This is a genomic window from Pyxidicoccus trucidator (assembly GCF_010894435.1).
GTDB classification, from domain to species: Bacteria; Myxococcota; Myxococcia; order Myxococcales; family Myxococcaceae; genus Myxococcus; species Myxococcus trucidator.
Window position 1 is genome coordinate 53539 of sequence record NZ_JAAIXZ010000017.1, and the last position, 19867, is coordinate 73405.

A 19867-nucleotide genomic window follows, 5' to 3' on the forward strand; every position below is an offset into this window, starting at 1 on the left:
GGTCGCCCCCTTCCCGAGCGGAAGCGGCTTTCCCCGTCAGGCCTGGGCCGGGGCGATGTACTTGGCCACCTTCACCCGGGCGGGCCGGATGATGCGGTCCTTCAGCCGGTAGCCCGCGCGCACCTCGGCGACGACCCTCTGGTCCTCGTCCGGGTTGGTGGTGATTTCCATGTCGGTCGCCTCGGCCACGTTGGGGTCGAAGGTCTGCCCCACCACCTGGATGCGCTCGATGCCCGTGCCCTGCACCTTGGTCAGCAGCGCGTCGCGAATCATCCGCACGCCCTGGGCCAGGGGAGACGTGTCCTGGGCGCTCGCCACCAGGCACCGGTCCAGCTCGTCGATGGCCTCCAGCAGCGTGGTGGCCACGTTGCCGCGCTCCACGTCCATCATCCGGTCGCGCTCGCGGGTGAGCCGCTGCTTGAACTCCTCGCGGTCCCGGTTCACGTCCTGGTAGGCGCGGGCCAGCTGGTCATACTTCTTCCGGGTGGCCTCCAGCTCCGCCTGCAGCCGCTCCAGCTCCGGGTCGGCCTGCTGCGCGGAGTCCTCCGCGGGGGTGCGTTCCTCCGCGCCCTGCGGCTGGCCGTTGGCGGTCTGGGCCTGCTGGGTTTCCGGGGCTGCGTCGCTGCGGGGCTTGCCATCCATGTCGTCGAACCTGGTGCGGTAGGTGCGCTCTCGCGCGCGGTGGGGGTCTGGGTTGCCCGGAACGTAACCGCGGGAGCGCACCTGTCAACGCGCGAGCGCTAGTGCTCCTGCGGTGCGGAGGGCGCCTCGGCCATGAAGCCGTGGTCCACCTGCCCGGTCACCTCGTCGATGATTTCCACCTGCGCGGCGCGCAGGGAGTAGTAGAGGAGCCACCGCTCCGCCGCCGTCAGGGTCCCCGGAGGCAGCGCCTCCTCGATCTCCTGAACCGTGAGCCGCCCCTCCTTCAGCCCCTTGGCGAAGAGGGACTTCCGGGCCACGTAGCTCTTGCCGATTCTGTTCTCCACGGCGACGCCTCCTTTCGGCCTCAAGTTAATTTCGCCCACCGGACACCGCAGGCATCCGCGGCGTGGGTGGGCGAATGGACGGTTGCAGGGCAGGCGCCCGAGCGTCGCCGCCCGGACGCACCGGGGGCTCAACGGGTGGGCCCCTCATTTCCTAACGAGGCCCACCCGCCATTGCCCCGGACACCGGGACTTCAGGAGTCCAGCGACGTCTTGGTGCTGTGCTGCGTGGGCGGCGTCTGCTCGTCGTTGCCCCCGACACCCACGGGGTGCGCGGAGAGGACCTGACGCGCCTCCGGGTGCAGCAGGCCGCGCTGGGCGACCACCTTGGGGCCGAGGATGGCGGCCATCGCGTCCTCCTCGATGACCTCCGTGGCCAACAGCCGGGCCGCCACGGCCTGCACCTTGTCCTTGTGCAGGGTGAGCGTCTCCCGTGCCCTGTCGAGCGCCTCGCTGACGAGCTTGCGGACCTCCTCGTCAATCATCCGCGCTGTCTGCTCGGAGTAGCTGCGAACCTCGGGCACGCCCGCGGAGCGCAGGAAGCCCGGCCCGTGGTCGGCGCTGAGGGCGACGGGGCCCAGGGTGCTCATGCCGTAGTCGCGCACCATCATCCGGGCCATCTCCGTGGCCTGGCGGATGTCGTTGGAGGCGCCGGTGGAAATCTCACCGACGAAGATCTCCTCCGCGGCGCGGCCACCCATCATCCCCGCCATCTTGTCGCGCAATTCATCCAGCGACATGAGGTAGCGGTCCTCCAGCGGCAGCGACATGGTGTAGCCCAGCGCCGCGAGGCCGCGGGGGATGATGGACACCTTCGTCACGCGCTCCGCGTGCGGCATCATCCAGCCCACCACCGCGTGGCCCGCCTCGTGGTGCGCGACAATCTCCTTCTCGCGCTCGTTCATCCGGCGGTTCTTCTTCTCCAGGCCCGCCACCACGCGCTCGATGGCCTCCTCGAAGTCCGCCCGCATCACCGCGTCGCGGTTGCGGCGCGCGGCCAGCAGCGCGGCCTCGTTCACCACGTTGGCCAGGTCCGCGCCGGCGAAGCCCGGGGTGCGGGAGGCAATGGACTTGAGGTCCACGTCCGGGCCCAGCTTCACGCCCTTCGAGTGGATCTCCAGCACCCGCTCGCGGCCCCGCTTGTCCGGCCGGTCCACCAGCACCTGCCGGTCGAAGCGGCCCGGGCGCATCAGCGCGCTGTCCAGGATTTCAGGCCGGTTGGTGGCCGCGAGGATGATGAGGCCCGCGCGGCTGTCGAAGCCGTCCATCTCCGCGAGCAGCTGGTTGAGCGTCTGCTCGCGCTCGTCATGGCCGCCAGCGACACCCGCGTTGCGGCTCTTGCCGATGGCGTCCAGCTCGTCGATGAAGATGATGCACGGCGCCTTCGCCGTGGCCTGCGCGAAGAGGTCTCGGACACGGGCCGCGCCCACGCCGACGAACATCTCCACGAACTCGGAGCCGGAGAGGCTGAAGAAGGGCACGCCCGCCTCACCCGCCACCGCGCGCGCCAGCAGCGTCTTGCCGGTACCCGGAGGGCCCACCAGCAGCACGCCCTTGGGGATGCGCCCACCCAGCCGGCGGAACTTCTCCGGCGTCTTGAGGAACTCGACGATTTCGCGCAACTCGTCCACGGCCTCGTCCACGCCGGCCACGTCCTTGAAGCCCACGCCGGTGTCGGCCTCGGCCTGCACCTTCGCGCGCGTCTTGCCGAAGCTCATGACGCTCTGGGGACCCTGGCCCATGCCGCCAGACACCCTGCGCATCATGAAGCTCCAGAAGAGGAAGAAGAGGCCCAGCGGCAGCAGCCATATCCACAGCGCCTCGCCCAGGCCGGACTGCGGCACCGCCTCGAACTGGACGCCCTTCTCCTCCAGCATGGGGACGAGCCCCTCGTCCCCGGGGACGCGGTACGCCATCCACGGCAGGGCGCTGGGCTCGCTGCGCAGCGCGCGGTCCCCCGAGGGCGGCGGCTGCTGCGCCGTGTCCTTGAGGAAGCCCTTCACCCACTCGTTGGAAATCTGGACGCGGCTGAAGTTGCCCGCCTCCACCGCATCACGGAACTGGCTGTAGCTCACACGCCGCACGCCCGCGTCCTGGAAGACGTTGCGGAACAGCAGGAAGCCCAGGACCAGCAGCAAGATGTAGCCCAGCGGTGAACCGAGCCTGAAGCCCTTCCCCGGCGTCGGAGTTGGCTTGTCCGTCTTCTTTCCGCGGGGGGCCATCCCCGGCGGCAAATCCTGTGGCTTCATCGTCGGCACGCTCGCCCTCCCCCTCCCACTCACAGGGACACCTTGCCCATGTGGCGGCACCCTGGCTGTGGCCAAAGATGTTCACCGTCGCCATACCGTCAACCCGGCAGGCGGGCTTCACTGGCGGTGCCGACCTTTGCGCCGGATCAGCGACATCCCGTGCGCCACAGCGGTTGACTGGTGAACTCCGTGCCCAGCAGGTAGCCGTTGCCGTCCTGTAGAAAGGTAATGGCCTCGGCCTGGGCCTGGCTCGCGCCCGGCACCTCGACGAGCTGTCCCCTCAGGAGGTCTTCCAGGCGGGCGGCGTCTGGCTGGCGCACCTCCCAGACGCGGGAGTAGGTGCGCAGCAGCAGCCGCTGGCCGGACGGGTGGAGCGACGCGGCGGTGGTGGCCCTATCCAGCCCCTCGGGAACCTCCAGCGTGCCCAGCTTCGTCGCCTGGATGGTGGCGCCCGGCCGGGCCCCGTCCAGCGCGTACACGTTGCCCAGCGTGGCGCGCGCCTTGGTGACGACGGCCAGCCGCCCGGAGCGCGCGTCCGCCACCAGCGACTCCGCGTCATGGGAGCCGTCCGGATACGTGAAGGTCAGCACCTCCACCGGCAGGGTGGCATCGGCCACGGACTCGGGCTCGGGCAGGCGGTAGAGGCGCACGGAGTCGCGGCGCTCGAAGTTGTCGCCGATGTCCGCCAGGAAGACGCACGGGCGCGAGTCGCCGGGAGCGCAGGGGCCCACCGTCACGTCCTCGACGTCCCGGGGGTCGGCGCCGGTGAGCGTCAGCTTCGCGCGGACGGCGCCCGTCTCGTCGATGGCGAACACCTCGAAGGCGTTGCCGGAGTCGTTGTGCGCCCAGAAGACGCCGGGGTGGCGCTGGCTGGCGGCCAGGCCGGACAGCTCGGGCAGCACGTCCGGCACGGTGCCTGTCTGCCGGGGCTCGCCATAGAGGGTGCAGCCGGGAACACCCACCGCGGGCACCTGCGAGCCGGCGTCCGGGGGGGTGTCCGTGGCGGGAACGGGCTTGGGGCGCGAGCAGGCGGCGAGCAGCCCCGCGAGCAGGGCCAGGGCCAGTCGGGCCGACACGTTCAGTTGTCCAGGTCGAGCAGCTTCGCCAGCGTCTTGGCGTCCGCGTCCGGGAAGCGGTAGCCGGACATCTCCTCCAGCGACACCCAGCGGTGGTCATGCACGCGCAGGTGCTGGATGTGGGCCTCCGGCTCGGCCAGCCGGCAGTGGAAGACGCGGAAGTCGATGTCGTAGGTCGGGTACTCGTGCCGGGTGTGCATGGCCTGCTCGAGCACGTGCACGTCCACGCCCATCTCCTCTTGAATCTCACGGGCGAGCGCGGTGGCATCGTCCTCACCCTCCTCCACGCGGCCGCCGGGGAACTCCCACAGCAGGGGCAGGGACGCGGTGGGGGGACGCTGGGTGATGAGGTAGCACCCCTGCTCGTTCTGGAGCATGGCTCCGACGACGCGGACGTGGCGACGGGACATTCGCTTCTCCTGTCTCCTGCGCAGAGAGGTACCGGGGAGGGGGCGACCTAACACACCCCCCGGTACCAATGCCACAGCCCCCTACCAGCACCGTGCACACGACCTGCTGGGGCGGCCAACCCTGGCTTCGGGGGCCGCACGCCTTCCGGGGGCGCACGTCCGGCATGCACTAGGCGCCAGTGTTCGAGGCCGTGCGTCGACTCATGGGCATGTGGTGAATTGGATGACGGGCGGGCCGGATGGCGTCATGCTCGGGGGTATGACGACGAGTCGGAGGGAAAAGGCCGAGGTGCTCGGCGCGGCACTGAAGGCCTCCCGCCAGCAGGCGGGGCTCGGCATGGAGGAGGTCGCCGAGCGGCTGGAGATTCCCGTGGAGGTCCTCGCCCGGGTGGAGCGGGGGGTCATGGTGCCCACCATCTCCACCCTGACGCGGCTGTGTGTGATTCTGAAGCTGGACCCGGACACGCTGCCCGACCTGCCGGAGATGACGGACTGAGCCCGCCCGGGAGGGTCCGCGGGCCGGGGCCCCTGCCCTGGCCGCCCCCCTCCCCTCCGGGCTGCCCCGAAGACGTGACGCAGGCCCTCCTTTCGTCCGCGTGGCCAACCGGCGATGATTTCCCGAGTCTAAGCGGACGTCGCAGTTTCCGGGGCTCCGCTTCCCTCCTCGATGCGTTGTCCCACCTGTCACCGCCGCGTGGCGGAGCGCTGTCCCCTCCACCCCACGGCAGAGCCGCGTCCACCGGTTGCGCCAGCCCGGCCTCCGGAGGTGACGGGCTTCACCCTTCGAGGCCCCCTGGGGCGCGGGGGCTTCGGGCGCGTCTTCTCCGCGATTCGGGAGGAGGACGGGCGCGAGGTGGCCCTCAAGGTGCTGGAACCCCTGGCCAGCGAGCGCCTGGAGCGGGAGGTGGAGGCGCTGCGCCGCATCGGCCCGCCTGCCGCGCCGCAGCTGCTGGGCCAGGGCATCAGCGCCCTCGGTGAGCCCCTGGTGGTGATGGAGCGCATCGACGGGCTGACGCTGGCGCGAAGGCTGGCGGAGCTGCCCGGGCCGGGCGCGCTGCCCTGGGCGGAGGCCGCGCCGCTGATGCTGTCGCTGGCGGAGGCCGTGAGGCACGTGCATGCCGCGGCCGTCGTCCACCGGGACTTGAAGCCGGAGAACATGATGCTCGCCGACGAGCGGCTCGTGCTCCTGGACTACGGCCTGGCCCGGCTGGGCGCGACGGAGGAGGTCGCGGCGCCCGCCATCACCCTCACCCGCACCGGCCAGCGCCTGGGCACCCACGAGTACATGTCGCCCGAGCAGTGCCGCGACGCGAGGACCATCGACGCGCGGGCGGACCTGTACAGCCTGGGAGTCGTCTACTTCGAGCTGCTGTGCGGCCGGCCCCCCTTCGTGGGTGACACGGCCGCGGTGCTGCAAGCCCATGTGTCGCGCAGGCCGCCCGCGTTGAGGGAGCTGGCCCCGTGGCCGGTGCCCGCGTCGCTGGAGGCCCTCGTCCAGCGCCTGTTGGCGAAGGCCCCGGAGGAGCGGTTCCACAGCGCGGAGGAGCTGGCGGACACCCTGCGGCGGCTGCTGGAAGAGACGGCGGGACAGCGCATGGAGCCCTCCACGCTCCCTCCGGCGGCCAAGGCTCCGGCGCGCGAGGGCCAGGGCCCGAGGGAGGTGGCCCTGCTCGGCGTGAAGACGTCTCTGGACGTGCCCGCCCTGCTGGCGCAGCTCGCGGCCTCGGGGGCGGAGCTGGCGCGGGTGGAGGCCGGACTCGCCGTCTTCGCCTTCCCCCATGCGGCCACCGTGGAGGCCGGCCTGCGCGCCGCGCTCAAGGCGGCGGAAGCGCTGGGGCCGCTGCTGCCCGCCGGCTCGCAACGCGCCATCCACTGCGCGCCCCTGCGCGTTCGCGAGCGCGCGGGCCGGCTGACGGTGGGGGGCGCCGCGCTGGAGCGCCCCGAGCGCTGGTGGCCCGGCTCCGCCGAGTCCCCCACCCTTACCTCCGAGGCCCGCGCCCACCTGGGCGACGCCGACGTGGGCCGCACGCCACCTCCAGAGGTAGTGCTGCCTCCCATCGACGTCCTGCTGGGCCGCGAGGCGGAGCTGACGTGGCTGCGCAGTGGCCTCGCGCGCATCCGGGAGAGCGGCGCTCCGGCCCTGCGGACGCTGCTGGGCGAGGAAGGACTGGGCAAGACGCGCCTGCTGTCGGAGTGGCACCGCGAGCTGCGGAGCACCCCAGGCGTGTCCGCCCTCTTCGTGGAGTCCCAGCTCGACGAGGGCAGCGCGAGCGAGAGCGGGCTGCGCAACCTCATCACCACCATCCTCGGGCTGCCGTCGCACACGCCTCCGGACGAGGCGGTGCTCCATCTCCTCTCGGACGCCGGGCCCTCCGGCGACACGGTCCCCGCACATCCCGCCGCGCGGCGACAGCTCATCGCCCGGGCGCTGGCCTCGCGGCTGTGGCGGCTCGCGGCGGAGCGGCCGCTGGCGCTGCTCGTGGATGACGCGCACACGCTGGACCCCACCGCGCTCGACGCGCTGGAGCTGGCCACGCTGGCCGGAGTCCGCTCCCCGCTCTGCGTGGTGCTCGCCGGCAGGCACCGGCTGCTGGGGCTGAGACCGTACCTGGGCGAGCGCGCGCGGGACGCGGCGCAGTGGGACCTCCCGCAGCTGGGTGAGGACGCCGCCCGCGAGCTGCTGCGGCGGCTCCTGCGCCCGGTGGACCTGCTCGCGGAAGGGGTGCTGCGGGAGCTGGTGGAGCGCTGTGGTGGCTCGCCGCTGCGGATGATGGAGACGGTGCGCGCGCTGCGGGCGGCCGGGGCCATCCGCGCGCAGGCAGGTGGAGGCGGCTACCTCGCGGCGGACGCGCTGAATGGCCTGGCCTCGGACAGTCCGCGTCCGGATGAGCGACTCGCGGAGCGGAGCCTCGCGGCGCTGCCCTCGGGGCTGCGCTCCCTGCTCCAGGTGGGGGCGCTGCTGGGAGACGAGGTGCGGCTGGAGGAGCTGTCCGCCACGCTCGCGCACCTGGAGTCCGATGACGCGCTGGATTTGTCGCTGGACCCGGGCGTGGCCCTGGAGCGACTGGCGCGCGCGGGCATGCTGGAGCCTCGGGGCCCCCGGCGCTGGCGCTTCGAGCACGCCACCCTGCGCGAGGCCTTCGGCGCGCTGCTGCCCACGGCGCTGAGGCGGCGCATCTGCGCGGCGGCGCTGCGGGCCCTGCCGGATGCGCCCGCCGCGCGCAGGGCGCGACTGGCCGAGGCCGCGGGGGACGTGGCGCAGGCGCTCGGGCTCCACCGGGGGCTGGCCGAGGCCAGTCGCCGCGCGCACCGACTGCTGGAGGCGGAGCGCCATTACTCCGCCGCGCTGGAGCTGCTGCCCGCGGGAGAAGACGGCTTCCGCCTGGAGCTGCTGTCGGGCCGGGGCCGGGTGCGCTACCGGCTGCAGCGCATCGACGACGCACTGGAGGACCTGCGCGCCGCGCGGGCGCTGGCCGAGGCCCGTGGCGACGTGGTGCGCGAGGCGGACCTGCTGCTGGAGGAAGCCACCGCGCTGGACTGGCGGGATGACCCGGACGGCTCCACGGCCCTGCTGGAGCAGGCCCTGCGCTGTCTGGGAGACGCGGTGCCTCCGGAGCTGGCGGCGCGCCATGCGCTGGCCCAGGCGCGAGTCGTCGTGAGGCGTGAGGACATCACGGGCGCGGTGCCACCGCTGGAGCGCGCGGTGGCGGCGGCACGGGCCTGTGGCGACTCGGAGACGGAGGCCATCGCGCTGGCGATGCTCGGCGCCATGCTGGCGTGGACGGGGCGACTGGAGGACTCGGCGCGGCGCTTCGACGAGGCGATTGCGCTGTGCGAGGCGACGGGCGACACGCTGCACCTGGGCGTGGCGCTCAACAACCGGATGGTGCTGCACGTGCAGCGCCGGGACGTGGCGGGGGCCCGCACGGACCTGGAGCGCGCGGTGTCCCTGGGACGTGAGCTGGGCAACGTGCAGATTGAGCGGACCTCGGCCTTCAATCTCGCGCTGCTGCTCGGCTACCAGGGCCGGGCGGCGGAGGCGCTCGCCCTCGCGCGCCGGGCCGGAGTGCTGAGCCAGCGCTTCTTCCCCGGCTCCATGGCGCAGGACGCGCTGCTGGTGGCGCGCCTGTGCTGCGAGCTGGGCGACATGGCGGAAGCGGCGCGACAGCTCACGTGGCTGTCGGAACCCGCCACACAGGCGCGGCTGCCGCCCGGAGACCCGCTGATGCTGTCGGTGGTCCACCGCGTGGTGGGCGAGGCACAGGGCAGGCTGTCCTACGGCGCGGCGGAGTGGGCCGGGCTGGTGGAGTCCGCGCGACAACAGTCCACACCCGACGAGCGGTTGGAAATCCTCGTCTGGGCGGCACGCGCTGCCCGGGCAGCGGGCGATGACGTGACGGCGCGGGCCTGGACGAAAGAGGTCGAGGAGACCGCAAGCGAGGCGCCCCTGTGGACAGACCGGGTGCGTGCGGTGGTGCAGGAGGCTCGCGGAACGTCGTAGAAGGCCCGGCCCGTGATAGCAGGAGCGAGCTGCCGCGAAGACGGAGGGTCCATGGCCGGAACACCCCCACGTGACGACGCCTCTCCCGGGGCGGAGGTGTCCCTGTACGGCGACGAGCTGGAGCCCGGAGCACTCGTGGGCCCGTGGGTGGTCGAGGCGCGCGTCCATTCCGGTGTCACCGCGTGGCTCTACCGCGCCTCGCACATCTCCACCCGGGCCCCCGCCGCCCTGAAGGTGGTGCGCTCGGAGCTCAACCACGTGAGCGAGGTGCTGCGCCGCTTCAAGCAGGAGGCGGACACGCTCCAGGCGCTGCGTCACCCGAACATCGTGGAGGTGCTGGAGTACGGCGAGCTGCGCGACGGCCGCCCGTGGCTGGCCATGGAGTGGCTGCCCGGAGAGAGCGTGGACCGGTGGCTCGCGCACCGGGGGCCCTTCTCCGCCCCCGAGGCGCTCACGGTGATGGAAGAGCTCGGCGGGGCGCTGCACCTCGCGCATCGCCAGGGCGTGCTGCACCGGGACCTCAAGGCGCAGAATGTGATGGTCATCCCGCGCGCGGAGGGCTTCACGGTGAAGCTCGTGGACTTCGGCATCGCCCGGGTCCAACCGCCGGAGGGCCTGTCCGGCCTGACGAGCGCGGGCGCGGTGATGGGCACGCCGGTGGCGATGGCGCCGGAGCAGATTCGCGGACAGGCCGTGGACGCGCGCACGGACCTCTATTCCCTCGGAGTGTTGCTCTACCAGCTCCTCACGGGGCGGCTCCCCTTCGAGGGCACGAGCGCGGTGGAGGTGGAAGAGCAGCACCTGCACGCCCCGCCCCCGCGCCTGGGCGAGCGGGTCCAGGTGCCTCCCGCGCTGGAGGCCGTGGTGCAGCGCTGTCTCGCGAAGCGCCCCGAGGAGCGCTGGCCGGACGTGCCCGCCTTCCTCGAAGCCCTGCGCGCGGCGCTCGCTCCCGTCACGTCACCGCCGTGGGCCGTGGGAATCTACGTGGACGCACGGTTCCCCGAGTCCTGCGAGGAGCCGACGGACGAGGACCTCGACGCGAAGGAAGCGGCGCTGGACACGGCCCGAGGCGCGCTGGAAGCGGCGGGCTGGGGGTTCGCGGTGGACGGCGGCAACGTCCTGCTGGCCTGGCACTCATTGCCCGAGGAGGCGCACGCCCGGCCCCGTGCCATGGACACGGCGCGAGCGCTCGCGAAGGACGTCCTCACCCAGACGTGCGAGGCGGCTGGCACCCGGGTCCAGGTCCGGGTCTACGCCCACAGCGCACCGTGCGAAATCACCCGCGATGCGCAGGGGCGGCCCAGGCTCGCTGGGGGTGAATTGCTGCGGCTGGACCTGTGGACCCAGGGAGGCGCGGCCAACACGGTGACGTGGTCCGCAGGCGCGCTTCCCCGCTGAGCTGAGCGCTCACCCGGCGAGGCGGGGCACATCGAGCGGGCCCGGCTACGTCCGCAGTCCATGCCGGCGCAGCAGCCGGTACAGGTACACGCGGTCCATGTCCGCGGCGGTGGCGGCCTGGGACACCTTGCCCCCATGGAGCTTCAGGAGAGCGTCCAGGTACTCGCGCTCGAATGCCTCCAGGACGCGGCGGCGGGCCTCGGCATAGGGCTGCTTCGGGTCCACCAGGCTGCGCATGACGCCCTGGGGGCTCACGTCCTCGTTGACGGGAGGCATGGCGTCCTGGAAGACGAGGCAGCGCTCCAGGTGGTTGCGCAGCTCGCGCACGTTGCCGGGCCAGGCCGCGTGCTGGAGCTGGGCGATGAAGTCGGGCGTGCTCAGCGACTCCACCTGGGCGGCGTCGGCACCGAAGGACGCGAGGATGCGCTGGGCGATGTAGGGGATGTCCTCGGGGCGCTCGCGCAGCGCGGGGATGACGATGCGCACCACCGCGAGCCGGAAGAAGAGGTCCGGCCGGAAGCGGCCCGCGTTCACCTCGGCGCGCAAGTCCCGGTGGGTGGCGGCGATGACGCGCACGTTGATGGGCTGATACGTATTCGCGCCCAGGCGGCGGATCTCCCGGTCCTCCAGCACGCGCAGCAGCTTGGGCTGCAGCTCCGCCGGCAGCTCTCCGATTTCATCGAGGAAGATGGTGCCGCCATCCGCCTCCTCGAAGGCGCCCACGCGCCGCTGGAGCGCGCCGGTGAACGAGCCCTTCTCGTGGCCGAACAGCTCGCTCTCCAGCAGGTTGCCGGGGATGGCGCCGCAGTCCACGGTGAGGAAGGGCCCGGCGGCGCGGGCGCTCGCGCGGTGGATGGCCAGGGCCGCGCGGCTCTTGCCGGTGCCCGTCTCGCCCTCCAGCAGCACGGTGGCGTCACTGGCCGCGGCGCGCTCCATCAGCGCGAAGCTGGCGCGTGTCACCGCGGAGTGGCCCACCAGATCACCAAAGGTGGTGCGCTCGGAGATGAGGAGCCGGTTGCTCTCCGAGCTGAAGTCGAAGCGCACGCTGACACGGCCCAGGCGGAGCACGCTGCCGCCGCGCAGGAACGCCTCGCGCACGTGGACGCCGTCGAGCACCGTGCCATTGCGGCTGTCCAGGTCGCGCACGCGGGCGCCATCCCGGTCGAGCTTCACCTCGCAGTGGAAGCGCGACACGGTGGGCTCGTCGAGCACGAGGTCGTTGAGCGCGTGCGAGCCGATGGAGAATGTGTCCGCGTTGGAGTCCTTGGCGAAGCCAGGCTGGGGCCCCTCCAGGAGGGTGAAACGGAAGCGGCGGACGGCGCCAGTGAAGCCCGGTCTGCCCGTCCCAACGGGGCGGGTCTGCTGGACGTCCTCGGGGCCCTCGGATGGACGGCCCCCTCCCGGCGGTCGCTCGGAGATGCTCATGGGTGAGCCACGTTATCACGCTAGAGTCAGGGCCATGGCTTCGCTCCATTTCCTCAGTGCCGCCGGCACGGTGAGCGGCTCCAAGCTCCTCCTCGAGCACGACGGTCGGAAGGTGCTCGTGGACTGCGGCTTGTTTCAAGGACAGAAGACGCTCCGCCAGCGAAACTGGGAGCCCCTGCCCGCCCCCGCCTCCAGCCTGGATGCCATCGTCCTCACGCACGCGCCCATCCTCAGGGACCCACAGAACGTGGCTTCGGCCACGACGCTGGTGGTGAAGAGCACCTACGGCGACCGAAAGCACCGTGAGACGAAGCCGATTGAGTCGCTGAGCCCCACGAGAGCAAGCGGCTGAACCAGCACGAGGGCCCGGCGGTCATCATCTCCGCGTCGGGCATGGCCACGGGCGGGCGCGTGCTGCACCACCTGAAGCACCGGCTGCCGGACCCGCGCAACACGGTGCTGCTCGTGGGCGACCAGTCGCAGCGGAGATTCAAACGGTGAGCGGCTTCTCCGCACACGCGGACTGGACGGAGATCGAGTCCCCGCCCCGCCAGACGCTGCTGGTGCACGGCGAGCCGGAGGCCCTGGAGGGGCTCAGTCAGCGGGTGCGCGCGAAGGGCTGGAAGAGCTACGTGCCGGCCTACCTGGAAAAAGTGGAGCTGGAACGGACGGCCTGAAATCCGCGTTTTCCGACGCGTTGCAAGGCAACTTTCCCTTTGAGCCTCAGAGAATAGGTCCGTTCTCTCAAATTTCAGGGAAAGGACCAGCCCCCCATGGTCGCCATCGCCCGCGCATCCTCCGCCACGGCCCTCCGTCAGACGGCCAGCCTCGCCCCGCCCACGCTCCGTTCGGGCTCGAAGGGCGCCTCCGTCGTGACACTGCAGAACAAGCTCAAGGCAGCGGGCTTCAACCCCGGCGCCGCGGATGGCGCCTTTGGTCCGAAGACGGAGGCCGCGGTGAAGGCCTTCCAGCGGGCCCGTGGCCTCACCTCCGACGGCGTCGTCGGGCCCAAGACGTGGAGCGCGCTCAACGCGCCGGCCTCTTCGGGCGGTTCCGGTCCGACGCTGCGCCCGGGAGCGCGCGGTGAGCCGGTGCGTGCACTGCAGAGCCGCCTCAACACGCTCGGCTTCAATGCTGGCACCGCCGACGGCGCGTTCGGTCCCAAGACGGAGGCCGCGGTGAAGGCCTTCCAGCGAGCGAAGGGCCTGACGGCCGACGGCGTCGTGGGTCCCAAGACGTGGGACAAGCTGGGCATCAAGGTGTCGGGGCCCGTGACGCAGGGGCCGGGCGGTGGCGGGAAGGTCGTCACCGGCTATGTGAATGGCACGCCCCGGAACATCACCGTCGCCGCCGTTCCCAACGGGAAGGTGATGCGCTCGGATGCGGCGGCGGCCTACAACCGCATGTATGCGGATGCGAAGGCCGCGGGCATCACCCTGAAGGTGAACAGCGGCTTCCGCACCATGGCGGAGCAGCAGGCGCTGTACCGGGCCTACCAGAACGGCACGGGCAACCTCGCGGCGAAGCCCGGCTACTCCAACCACCAGGGCGGCATCGCCGTGGACATCAACGTGGGCGGCACCGGCACCTCGACGTACCGGTGGCTGGCGGCGAACGCGAGCAAGTACGGCTTCGCGCGCACCGTGCCTTCCGAGCCGTGGCACTGGGAGTACCGTCGCTGAGCCGTCTCAGGGGCCCGCGGCGACTCCGGTAGACGAGGTAAGCGGCCATGCGTGCCGGTGCCCGGCAGGCGAGCAACCTGCGCGGGCGCCTGTAATGCGTGTCCTCCTGAAGACCTGAAGCAGTGGCGAGAGCCAGTGCGTCGGCGTCAGTGGAGCCAATCCAGCTCCATCCGCCGACGCTCCTTCATCCGGACCCAGGAGCTGTGCCGTGTCTCGTATCGACTCACTTCTTCGCATGGCGGCGGGCGCGCAGGCGCTCGGAACGAACGCCGCTCGTGCTGGCCTGGTCGTGGTGTTGCTGTGGATTGGCGCGCTGAAGGCGACGCCCTACGAGGCGGATGGCATCGTCCCCTTCGTGGCGAACAGCCCCGCGATGAGCTTCTCCTACACCCAGGACGCGCCCGAATACCGGCAACACCTGAACCGGGAGGGCGAGCTCGTGCCGGCCAACCGCGCCTGGCATCAGGAGAACGGGACGTACGGGTTCTCGTACCTGCTCGGAAGCGTCATCGTCCTCCTGGGGCTGCTCGTCGCGGCGCACTGGTGGCGGCCCGGGGTTGGCGCGCTCGGGAGCTTCCTCGTGGCGGGAATGTCCGTCGTCACGCTGTCCTTCCTGGTGACGACGCCAGAGAGCTGGGTTCCCAACCTGGGAGATGCCCACCATGGCTTTCCATACCTGAGCGCCCGCGGACGACTGGTCATCAAGGACGTCATCATGCTCGGTGCGGCCCTCGTCACCATGTCCGACTCAGCCCGGGCGGCCCTCTCCGTCACCGTGCGGGCCAGAGGCCCCAGCGGACTGGGCACCCGGGTCGAAGCGGTGTGACGCCTGCCTGACCTCTTCCTCTGTCGCGGGTTCAGTCGGTCATGCACTCACGCAGCTCGCGCTTCGCGCGATGAAGGAGCACCGCGACGTTGCCGGGAGTGGTCCCCAGCAACGCCGCGACCTGCTCGCCGGGCTGGTCCTGGAGGAGCCGGAGCGTCACGACCCTCCGCTGGACCTCACCGAGCCGCTGCACGCATCCGAACGCCATCACGTGGGCTTCCGCCTCGCTGAGGAGGGAGTCCACGTCCTGCTGGTCGTCGGGTATCGCGTCCAGCACCTCGGGCTCGGAGACATGAGGTCGCGAGCGGTCATGGCGACGGCGACGGTTGCGCGCGTGGTTCCGGACCAGCGCGGTCATCAGCCGAAGACTGTCGGCGTGTTCGTCCGCGAGTCGCCGCGAATGGGGCAGGTCCAGGAACGTCGTGAGCGCCTCCTGGACTGCGTCGAGTGCGTCCTCCGCGAGCAGCCCTTCCGCCTTCGCCGTGGCAACGAGCTCGCGCCGGTGCTCCCGCACCAACCGGGTGACCCAGGCAAAGAACCCTCTTTCAGCAGACTGTGTCATGGCTTCCTCCGAACAAGCGCGCGCCAGCATCCTTCCCATCCGGTTCGTGGCTCACGCCCCCGTCGTCAACCCGAGAACACCCGCTCAAGGATTCCGCTGACTTTCCCCATGATGAGGAGGGTCACCGGCTCCATGGCGCGGGGTCGACAGTGACGGTCAGGCTGGGGGCTCGGCTGCGTCCATGCCGGCGGCGACACCTTCGTCCCGAGAGCCCTGTCCCTCCGTGCCCATGCGACGCCCGTACGAAGAGCACATCTCCGACCTCAAGCGCCTCCTGCTGCGCCTGGGCCTGCTCGACGGACGGCTGGTGTGGTGCGCGGAGGGGCCGCACCTCACCTGGCTCCAGGCGGTGCAGGACCCGCTCGCGCTGCTCGAGGACCTCGGGCGGCGGGGATGTCCCACGGTGGCCGGGCTCCAGCGCGCCGCGCGCATGCTGCGCCCACCCCATGCGGTGGATGCCCGGTGGCTCGGCGCCGTGCAGCGCGACCTCAAGGCGCTGCGGCGGCATCCCGCCGCGCTCACGCTCATCGCCGAAGCCCCCCGCGCCTTCCGCCGGCAAGGCCGGGTGGACGCGGCGTGGCTCGACGCACGGCAGCACGCCCTGGACGTGCTCTCCCGGCAGCTCGCGGCCGGGCCCCCGGAAGGGACGGCGGGCCTCCACGCCCTGGCCGAGGCCCTCCACGGACCCGGCGCCGCCCGGGCCCTGGAGCGGCTCGAGGTCCGGAGCCGCCAGCATGGCCGCGCCCGGCGTGCGGAGGGGCGGCGGCGCATCGCCTCGCTCGTGGCCCGTCTCTCCCCGGACCCGAGCCCCGCGCGGCTGGACGCGTGCGAGGTGCCCGATGACGCCCTGGACGGCTTCGCCCGGGAGCTGCTCCAGGCCGACCGCGCGAGAGGCCGTCCCTTCGAGCGCCGCCTGCGGCGGACCGTCCAGGCCCTGATGGCGTGGCCCGCGCCACCGGCGGACACGGAGCGGGACGCCAACGCCGCTCCGCTGCCCCAGGCACTGAATGAGGCCGTGCGCGCCGCGGGGGAGGAGGCGCTCGCGGCGCTGCGCACCACCACGCACCACGAGGCCCCGGAGCGGCTCGGCCGCGCGCTGGGCGTGCTCGGGCTGATGTTCCTCCCGGAGCCGGAAGACCGCCTCACCCCCTCCGAGGTCTCACTCACGCTGCGGAGCGTGGAGAAGCTCCGCGAGCACCTCGTCGGGGTCCGCCTCACGGTGCGGCAGGTGCTGGAGCTGCTGCGGCTCGACAAGGACCACGGCAAGGCCCACCTCGAGTTGCTCGGCCCGCTCGGAAGGCTCGTGGCCGACGGCCTCGAGTCCACCCTCGTCTCCGAGCTGGTGCGGAACAATCACGGGCACGGGCTCATCGAGCTGAAGGACGACGTGGAGGCGGCGCGCACCTGGGGACAGTGGGTGCTGCGGCTGGGCCCCCGGCTGAGGAAGTCGGGACACGAGCTGTACCTGACGGCCGCCGCCTTCCTGGGCATCGCCCGGGGCCGGGCCAGGGGTCTCGTCCTCCTCGGGCGGTGCCTGCTCGCCCACCACTCCGCGAAGAATCCCCAGGCCCTGCTCGGGTGGCTCGACGCGACGCTCAGCCTGGTGCGCTCCGCGCCGGAGCAGGCGCGCACCCTGCACGCGGACCTGATGGGCACCACGCCCGGTCTCGGGCGGCGCCTCTTCCCGGAGTTCGCCGCCTGGCTCGGGGACGAGGCGCTGCTGGACCGCTACTGCCACCTGCAGCGGCTCGCGGGTGAGGCGCCGAGACTGCCCCGGGCGCTGCTGCGCGACTTCGACCATGCCGGGAAGCGCCAGCGCGAGCGCGAGCACCTGGCCTCGCGCGAGGGGCTCACGGAGGCCCAGCAACGCCGGCTGGAGCGGCTGGAGCAGCGGCACGCCCCCGACGACGCGCCGCCCTCGTCGGACTGGACGCTCCGGCGCCTGCGGGAGCGACTGGAGGCCGCGCAGGCCCGCGCCTTCGAGGTCCGCCTGGACGCCGCGCTCTCCGCCGTGCTGCGCGCCGGCTGGGGCATCTGCCTGCCCACGCTGACGCCCGCGTGGCGCGACGCGGTGCGCTTCCACCTCTCCACGGAGAAGAACGGAGAGCTGCTCGGCATGCTGCTGCGCCACGCGGCGGCCCATCCGGGACAGCCCCTGGTCCGCGTCCTGCCCGCCAACGTGGCGTGGCTCAAGCGCGCCGCGAAGCGGATGGACGTCGAGGCCTGGCTCGCGCCCCGCCGCGCCGAGGTGAGCCTCCAGGGCCGCCGGTATGTCCTCTCCGTGGAGCAGGACCCCATCCAGGTGCTGCGGATGGGCATTCCCTTCGACACGTGCCTGTCCCTCACGAACGGGTGCAATGCCGCCTCCACCGTGCTCAACGCGCTGGATGCGAACAAGCACGTGCTCTACCTGCGCGACGAGGCCGGGCAGATTGTCGCGCGCAAGCTCATCGGCGTCTCGCGGGACTGGACGCTCGTGGGCTACCGGCTCTACCTCGCGCTGGCCACCGGGCTCCGTCCGGACGTCGAGCGCGCCTTCCACGGCCTCTGCGCGGAGTTGGCCGCCGAGGCGCGCCTGCCCCTCTCGGACCTGGGCGAGCCGGAGTCCCTCCACCCGGGCTTCTGGTACGACGACGGCACCGTCCCGTTCTCCAGTACGGAGGCGAGCACGGAGGGCGCCGCCGTGACGGCGTACTGCCAGCACCTGGGGCGGCCTGTCGTCGCCTCGGACGAGCTCCGGTCCGAGGCGGCAGTGTGGTTCGCCCGCCAGCGCGGGGACGTCGCGGCCACGCTGGCGGCCCTCGGGCGCCGCCGCCGCGGCGGCGAGGTGGAATTGGAGGCGGCGCACTGGCTCGTCGAGCAGCTGGGGGAGGTGGAGTGCCTGCGGCTCACGGCTTCACATGCGGCGCTGGGAGCGGCGCTCCTCCATCGCGCCTTCACGCCCGACGCCGAGCGGATGCTCGCGATGCTGGCGCGCTTTCCGCAGGTGGAGGACACGCACTGGACGGAGGCGCAGTCGCTCCTCGCGCTCGCGGCGCCCTCCGAGGCCGCGGCACGGATGCTCGTGGACGTGGCACGGCGCCAGTGGGCCCGGAGTGTCCGCTTCGACGAGCACGGCATCGAGCACGGCACGGTCTACGCGCTGCCGCCCATGCTCTCGAGGCTGGAGGTCGCCACGGCGCTCGAGCTGTGCGAGCGGATTGCGCCCGTCTGGGATTGGCTGGCCGCCAACCAGTGCGCGGCCTGCCGCGATGACGCCTGGCGCCAGGCCACCGACGCCTGCGTGCGCGCCTACGCGCGGCGGCCTTCCCCGTCGGCGGTGATTCACTGCCTCGCGGACGCGCGCCGCCATCCGGCCGTGCACCGGGTGGCGCTGCACCTGGCCGCGCGCTTTCCCTTCCCCTGGAGCCCGCGCGCTCCCGCCCCGGCGCCCCACGGACTCACCTGGCTCGAGGGGGTGCCCCTCGGCTGTCCTCCCGCCCTGCGCGTGCTGCGGGAGCGCTGCGCCCGGGACCCGGAGCTCGCCGCCCTCCCGGACATGGCGGCGGCGCTGCTCAGACAGTCCGGGCCGGAGGCGCCCATCGCCTCCGACTCGCTTCCTCGTCCCGGCGCCGAGCCCTTCGCGGCGCTCGCCGACCTGCAACTCCACCTGCCCGAGCACACGCGGGTGCTGCTGTCGTGTTGGGACGGAGTGCCGCGAGAGCACAAGCCCTCGGTCTGGGCGCTCTACTTCCACCGGCGGCACGCGACGGCCTGGAAGCGCGCGCTCGTCCGGCCCGGCGCCGCGAAGCTGCGTTCGAGGCGGAACTGGCTGGCGGTGTTGGGGGACGCGAAGGGCCTTGGGGAGGTCTTCGAGCAGCCCGCTTCCGACCCGGAGCAGGAGACGGGGCCATTCGCGCCCGCGTGCACGGAGGGCAAGAGGGACGCGCTGCGCCTCGCCGACCTCGTCGCGCGTCAGGTGTCCGCCGGAGCGAAGGCCCTGGACGCGCGGCTCGGGTTCGAGGGAACCGAGCCCCCGGAGGTGGTGGACCCCGTGCTGCTGCGCGGCGTGCTTCGCGAGCTCGACGCGGGCACCCGCCCTGGTGCGTCGGCGGACGGGAGCGGGGAGCGGCTGGCACGATGCATCGACCTGCTCGCCCAGGCGAACACACCCCTGGACTGCTGGATCCCTCTGCTGGAGCAGCTGCTGGACCGGGATGCGCCGGAAGCACTGGTGGCACGGGCCGCGAAGGCGGCCTTCTCCACGCTGAGCTGGGGCCAGCCGCAGGACGCGGAGGGGCTCATGGTCCGGCTTGCCGGGCTGCCCGCCGCGCGGCGCGTCGTCGTGGAGGCCCTGGGCCGGTTCGACTCGGGCTCGTGGGGCGGCGCTCACGCGCGCCTCCAGCACGCGGCGAGGGCACTCGGGCGGGACGTCGGCGCGCTCCTGGACGAGGTCTGCGCGGAGTGGGTCCGGCGCATCGGGGATTCGGACTTCGTCCACCACGACACCTGGCTTCCTCCCGGGCTGAGGGATGCGATGGAGAGAGCGGCCCTGACCCAGGGTGTGCGCGTCTCGCTCGGGCTCTACGACGTGCTCCCAGGCCCGGGAGCGGCGTCGAGGTTCCTGGACCGCATGCTCGCCACGCTCCCCACGCTGCGCGAGAAGCTGGCGGGCACCTCGCGCGAGGAGCGCAACCAGGACCTTCAGAGCCGCTGGCTGGCCGCCGCGCTGGGCGAGAGGGACGAGGAGCCACCGGGGCTGTAGCCCAGCGAGAC

16 protein-coding genes are annotated in these 19867 nt (G+C 72.4%); 9 read left to right on the forward strand and 7 right to left on the reverse strand.

The annotated features are described in order from the left end of the window. Window positions 1-36: 36 nt before the first annotated feature. The 5 genes from G4D85_RS36355 to G4D85_RS36375 all read right to left on the reverse strand — a co-directional run bounded on the left by G4D85_RS36355 (window position 37) and on the right by G4D85_RS36375 (window position 4718). The gene (locus tag G4D85_RS36355; RefSeq protein WP_164018699.1) at window positions 37-642 is read right to left on the reverse strand and encodes a nucleotide exchange factor GrpE; all 606 of its coding nucleotides are present in this window, start codon (window positions 640-642) and stop codon (window positions 37-39) included. A gap of 98 nt (window positions 643-740) precedes the next feature. Then, window positions 741-986 (reverse strand): RNA polymerase sigma factor region1.1 domain-containing protein, encoded by a 246-nt coding sequence (locus G4D85_RS36360; RefSeq protein ID WP_164018700.1) that lies wholly within the window; start codon window positions 984-986, stop codon window positions 741-743. 191 nt (window positions 987-1177) lie between these two features. Further along, the gene (ftsH, locus tag G4D85_RS36365) at window positions 1178-3205 is read right to left on the reverse strand and encodes an ATP-dependent zinc metalloprotease FtsH (RefSeq protein ID WP_164018834.1); all 2028 of its coding nucleotides are present in this window, start codon (window positions 3203-3205) and stop codon (window positions 1178-1180) included. 173 nt (window positions 3206-3378) lie between these two features. After that, window positions 3379-4308 carry a hypothetical protein gene (locus G4D85_RS36370; protein ID WP_164018701.1) on the reverse strand — a complete coding sequence of 310 codons (930 nt, stop codon included), beginning with the start codon at window positions 4306-4308 and terminating at the stop codon, window positions 3379-3381. Between the two features lie 2 nt (window positions 4309-4310). Next, window positions 4311-4718, reverse strand: a complete 408-nt coding sequence (locus G4D85_RS36375; RefSeq protein WP_164018702.1) for a (deoxy)nucleoside triphosphate pyrophosphohydrolase — start codon at window positions 4716-4718, stop codon at window positions 4311-4313. Between the two features lie 259 nt (window positions 4719-4977). Between G4D85_RS36375 and G4D85_RS36380 the strand changes: the two genes are divergently transcribed. The 3 genes from G4D85_RS36380 to G4D85_RS36390 all read left to right on the forward strand — a co-directional run bounded on the left by G4D85_RS36380 (window position 4978) and on the right by G4D85_RS36390 (window position 10617). Next, window positions 4978-5214, forward strand: coding sequence for a helix-turn-helix domain-containing protein (locus G4D85_RS36380; RefSeq protein ID WP_164018703.1), 237 nt, complete (start codon window positions 4978-4980; stop codon window positions 5212-5214). A gap of 171 nt (window positions 5215-5385) precedes the next feature. Next, entirely contained in the window at window positions 5386-9219 is a 3834-nt protein-coding gene (locus tag G4D85_RS36385; RefSeq protein ID WP_164018704.1) for a serine/threonine-protein kinase, read from the forward strand. Between the two features lie 51 nt (window positions 9220-9270). Next, window positions 9271-10617, forward strand: coding sequence for a serine/threonine-protein kinase (locus G4D85_RS36390; RefSeq protein WP_164018705.1), 1347 nt, complete (start codon window positions 9271-9273; stop codon window positions 10615-10617). A gap of 45 nt (window positions 10618-10662) precedes the next feature. Here G4D85_RS36390 and G4D85_RS36395 read toward each other — a convergent pair whose 3' ends face one another. Then, complete coding sequence (locus G4D85_RS36395) at window positions 10663-12042, reverse strand: sigma 54-interacting transcriptional regulator (RefSeq protein ID WP_164018706.1); 1380 nt, start codon at window positions 12040-12042, stop codon at window positions 10663-10665. Window positions 12043-12076: 34 nt separating this feature from the next. Between G4D85_RS36395 and G4D85_RS49875 the strand changes: the two genes are divergently transcribed. The 5 genes from G4D85_RS49875 to G4D85_RS36410 all read left to right on the forward strand — a co-directional run bounded on the left by G4D85_RS49875 (window position 12077) and on the right by G4D85_RS36410 (window position 14550). Next, complete coding sequence (locus G4D85_RS49875; protein ID WP_240359712.1) at window positions 12077-12394, forward strand: MBL fold metallo-hydrolase; 318 nt, start codon at window positions 12077-12079, stop codon at window positions 12392-12394. A 26-nt stretch (window positions 12395-12420) separates the two neighbouring features. After that, a complete protein-coding gene (locus G4D85_RS49880; protein ID WP_338052929.1) occupies window positions 12421-12543 on the forward strand; it encodes a hypothetical protein in 123 nt (40 codons plus the stop codon). Further along, window positions 12540-12719, forward strand: coding sequence for an MBL fold metallo-hydrolase RNA specificity domain-containing protein (locus tag G4D85_RS49885; protein WP_240359714.1), 180 nt, complete (start codon window positions 12540-12542; stop codon window positions 12717-12719). Before G4D85_RS49880 ends, G4D85_RS49885 begins: the two co-directional genes overlap by 4 nt. Window positions 12720-12815: 96 nt before the next feature. Continuing rightward, on the forward strand, window positions 12816-13724 hold the full coding sequence (locus G4D85_RS50435) for a peptidoglycan-binding protein (protein ID WP_164018707.1): 909 nt from the start codon (window positions 12816-12818) through the stop codon (window positions 13722-13724). Window positions 13725-13932: 208 nt separating this feature from the next. Next, window positions 13933-14550 (forward strand): DUF417 family protein, encoded by a 618-nt coding sequence (locus G4D85_RS36410; RefSeq protein WP_164018708.1) that lies wholly within the window; start codon window positions 13933-13935, stop codon window positions 14548-14550. A gap of 31 nt (window positions 14551-14581) precedes the next feature. On the opposite strand, the gene G4D85_RS36415 is transcribed toward G4D85_RS36410, so the two are convergent. Continuing rightward, a complete protein-coding gene (locus G4D85_RS36415) occupies window positions 14582-15112 on the reverse strand; it encodes an RNA polymerase sigma factor (RefSeq protein ID WP_164018709.1) in 531 nt (176 codons plus the stop codon). A 223-nt stretch (window positions 15113-15335) separates the two neighbouring features. Here G4D85_RS36415 and G4D85_RS36420 point away from each other — a divergent pair, with 223 nt between their 5' ends. Beyond that, entirely contained in the window at window positions 15336-19856 is a 4521-nt protein-coding gene (locus G4D85_RS36420; protein WP_205525858.1) for a hypothetical protein, read from the forward strand. Window positions 19857-19867 lie beyond the last annotated feature (11 nt).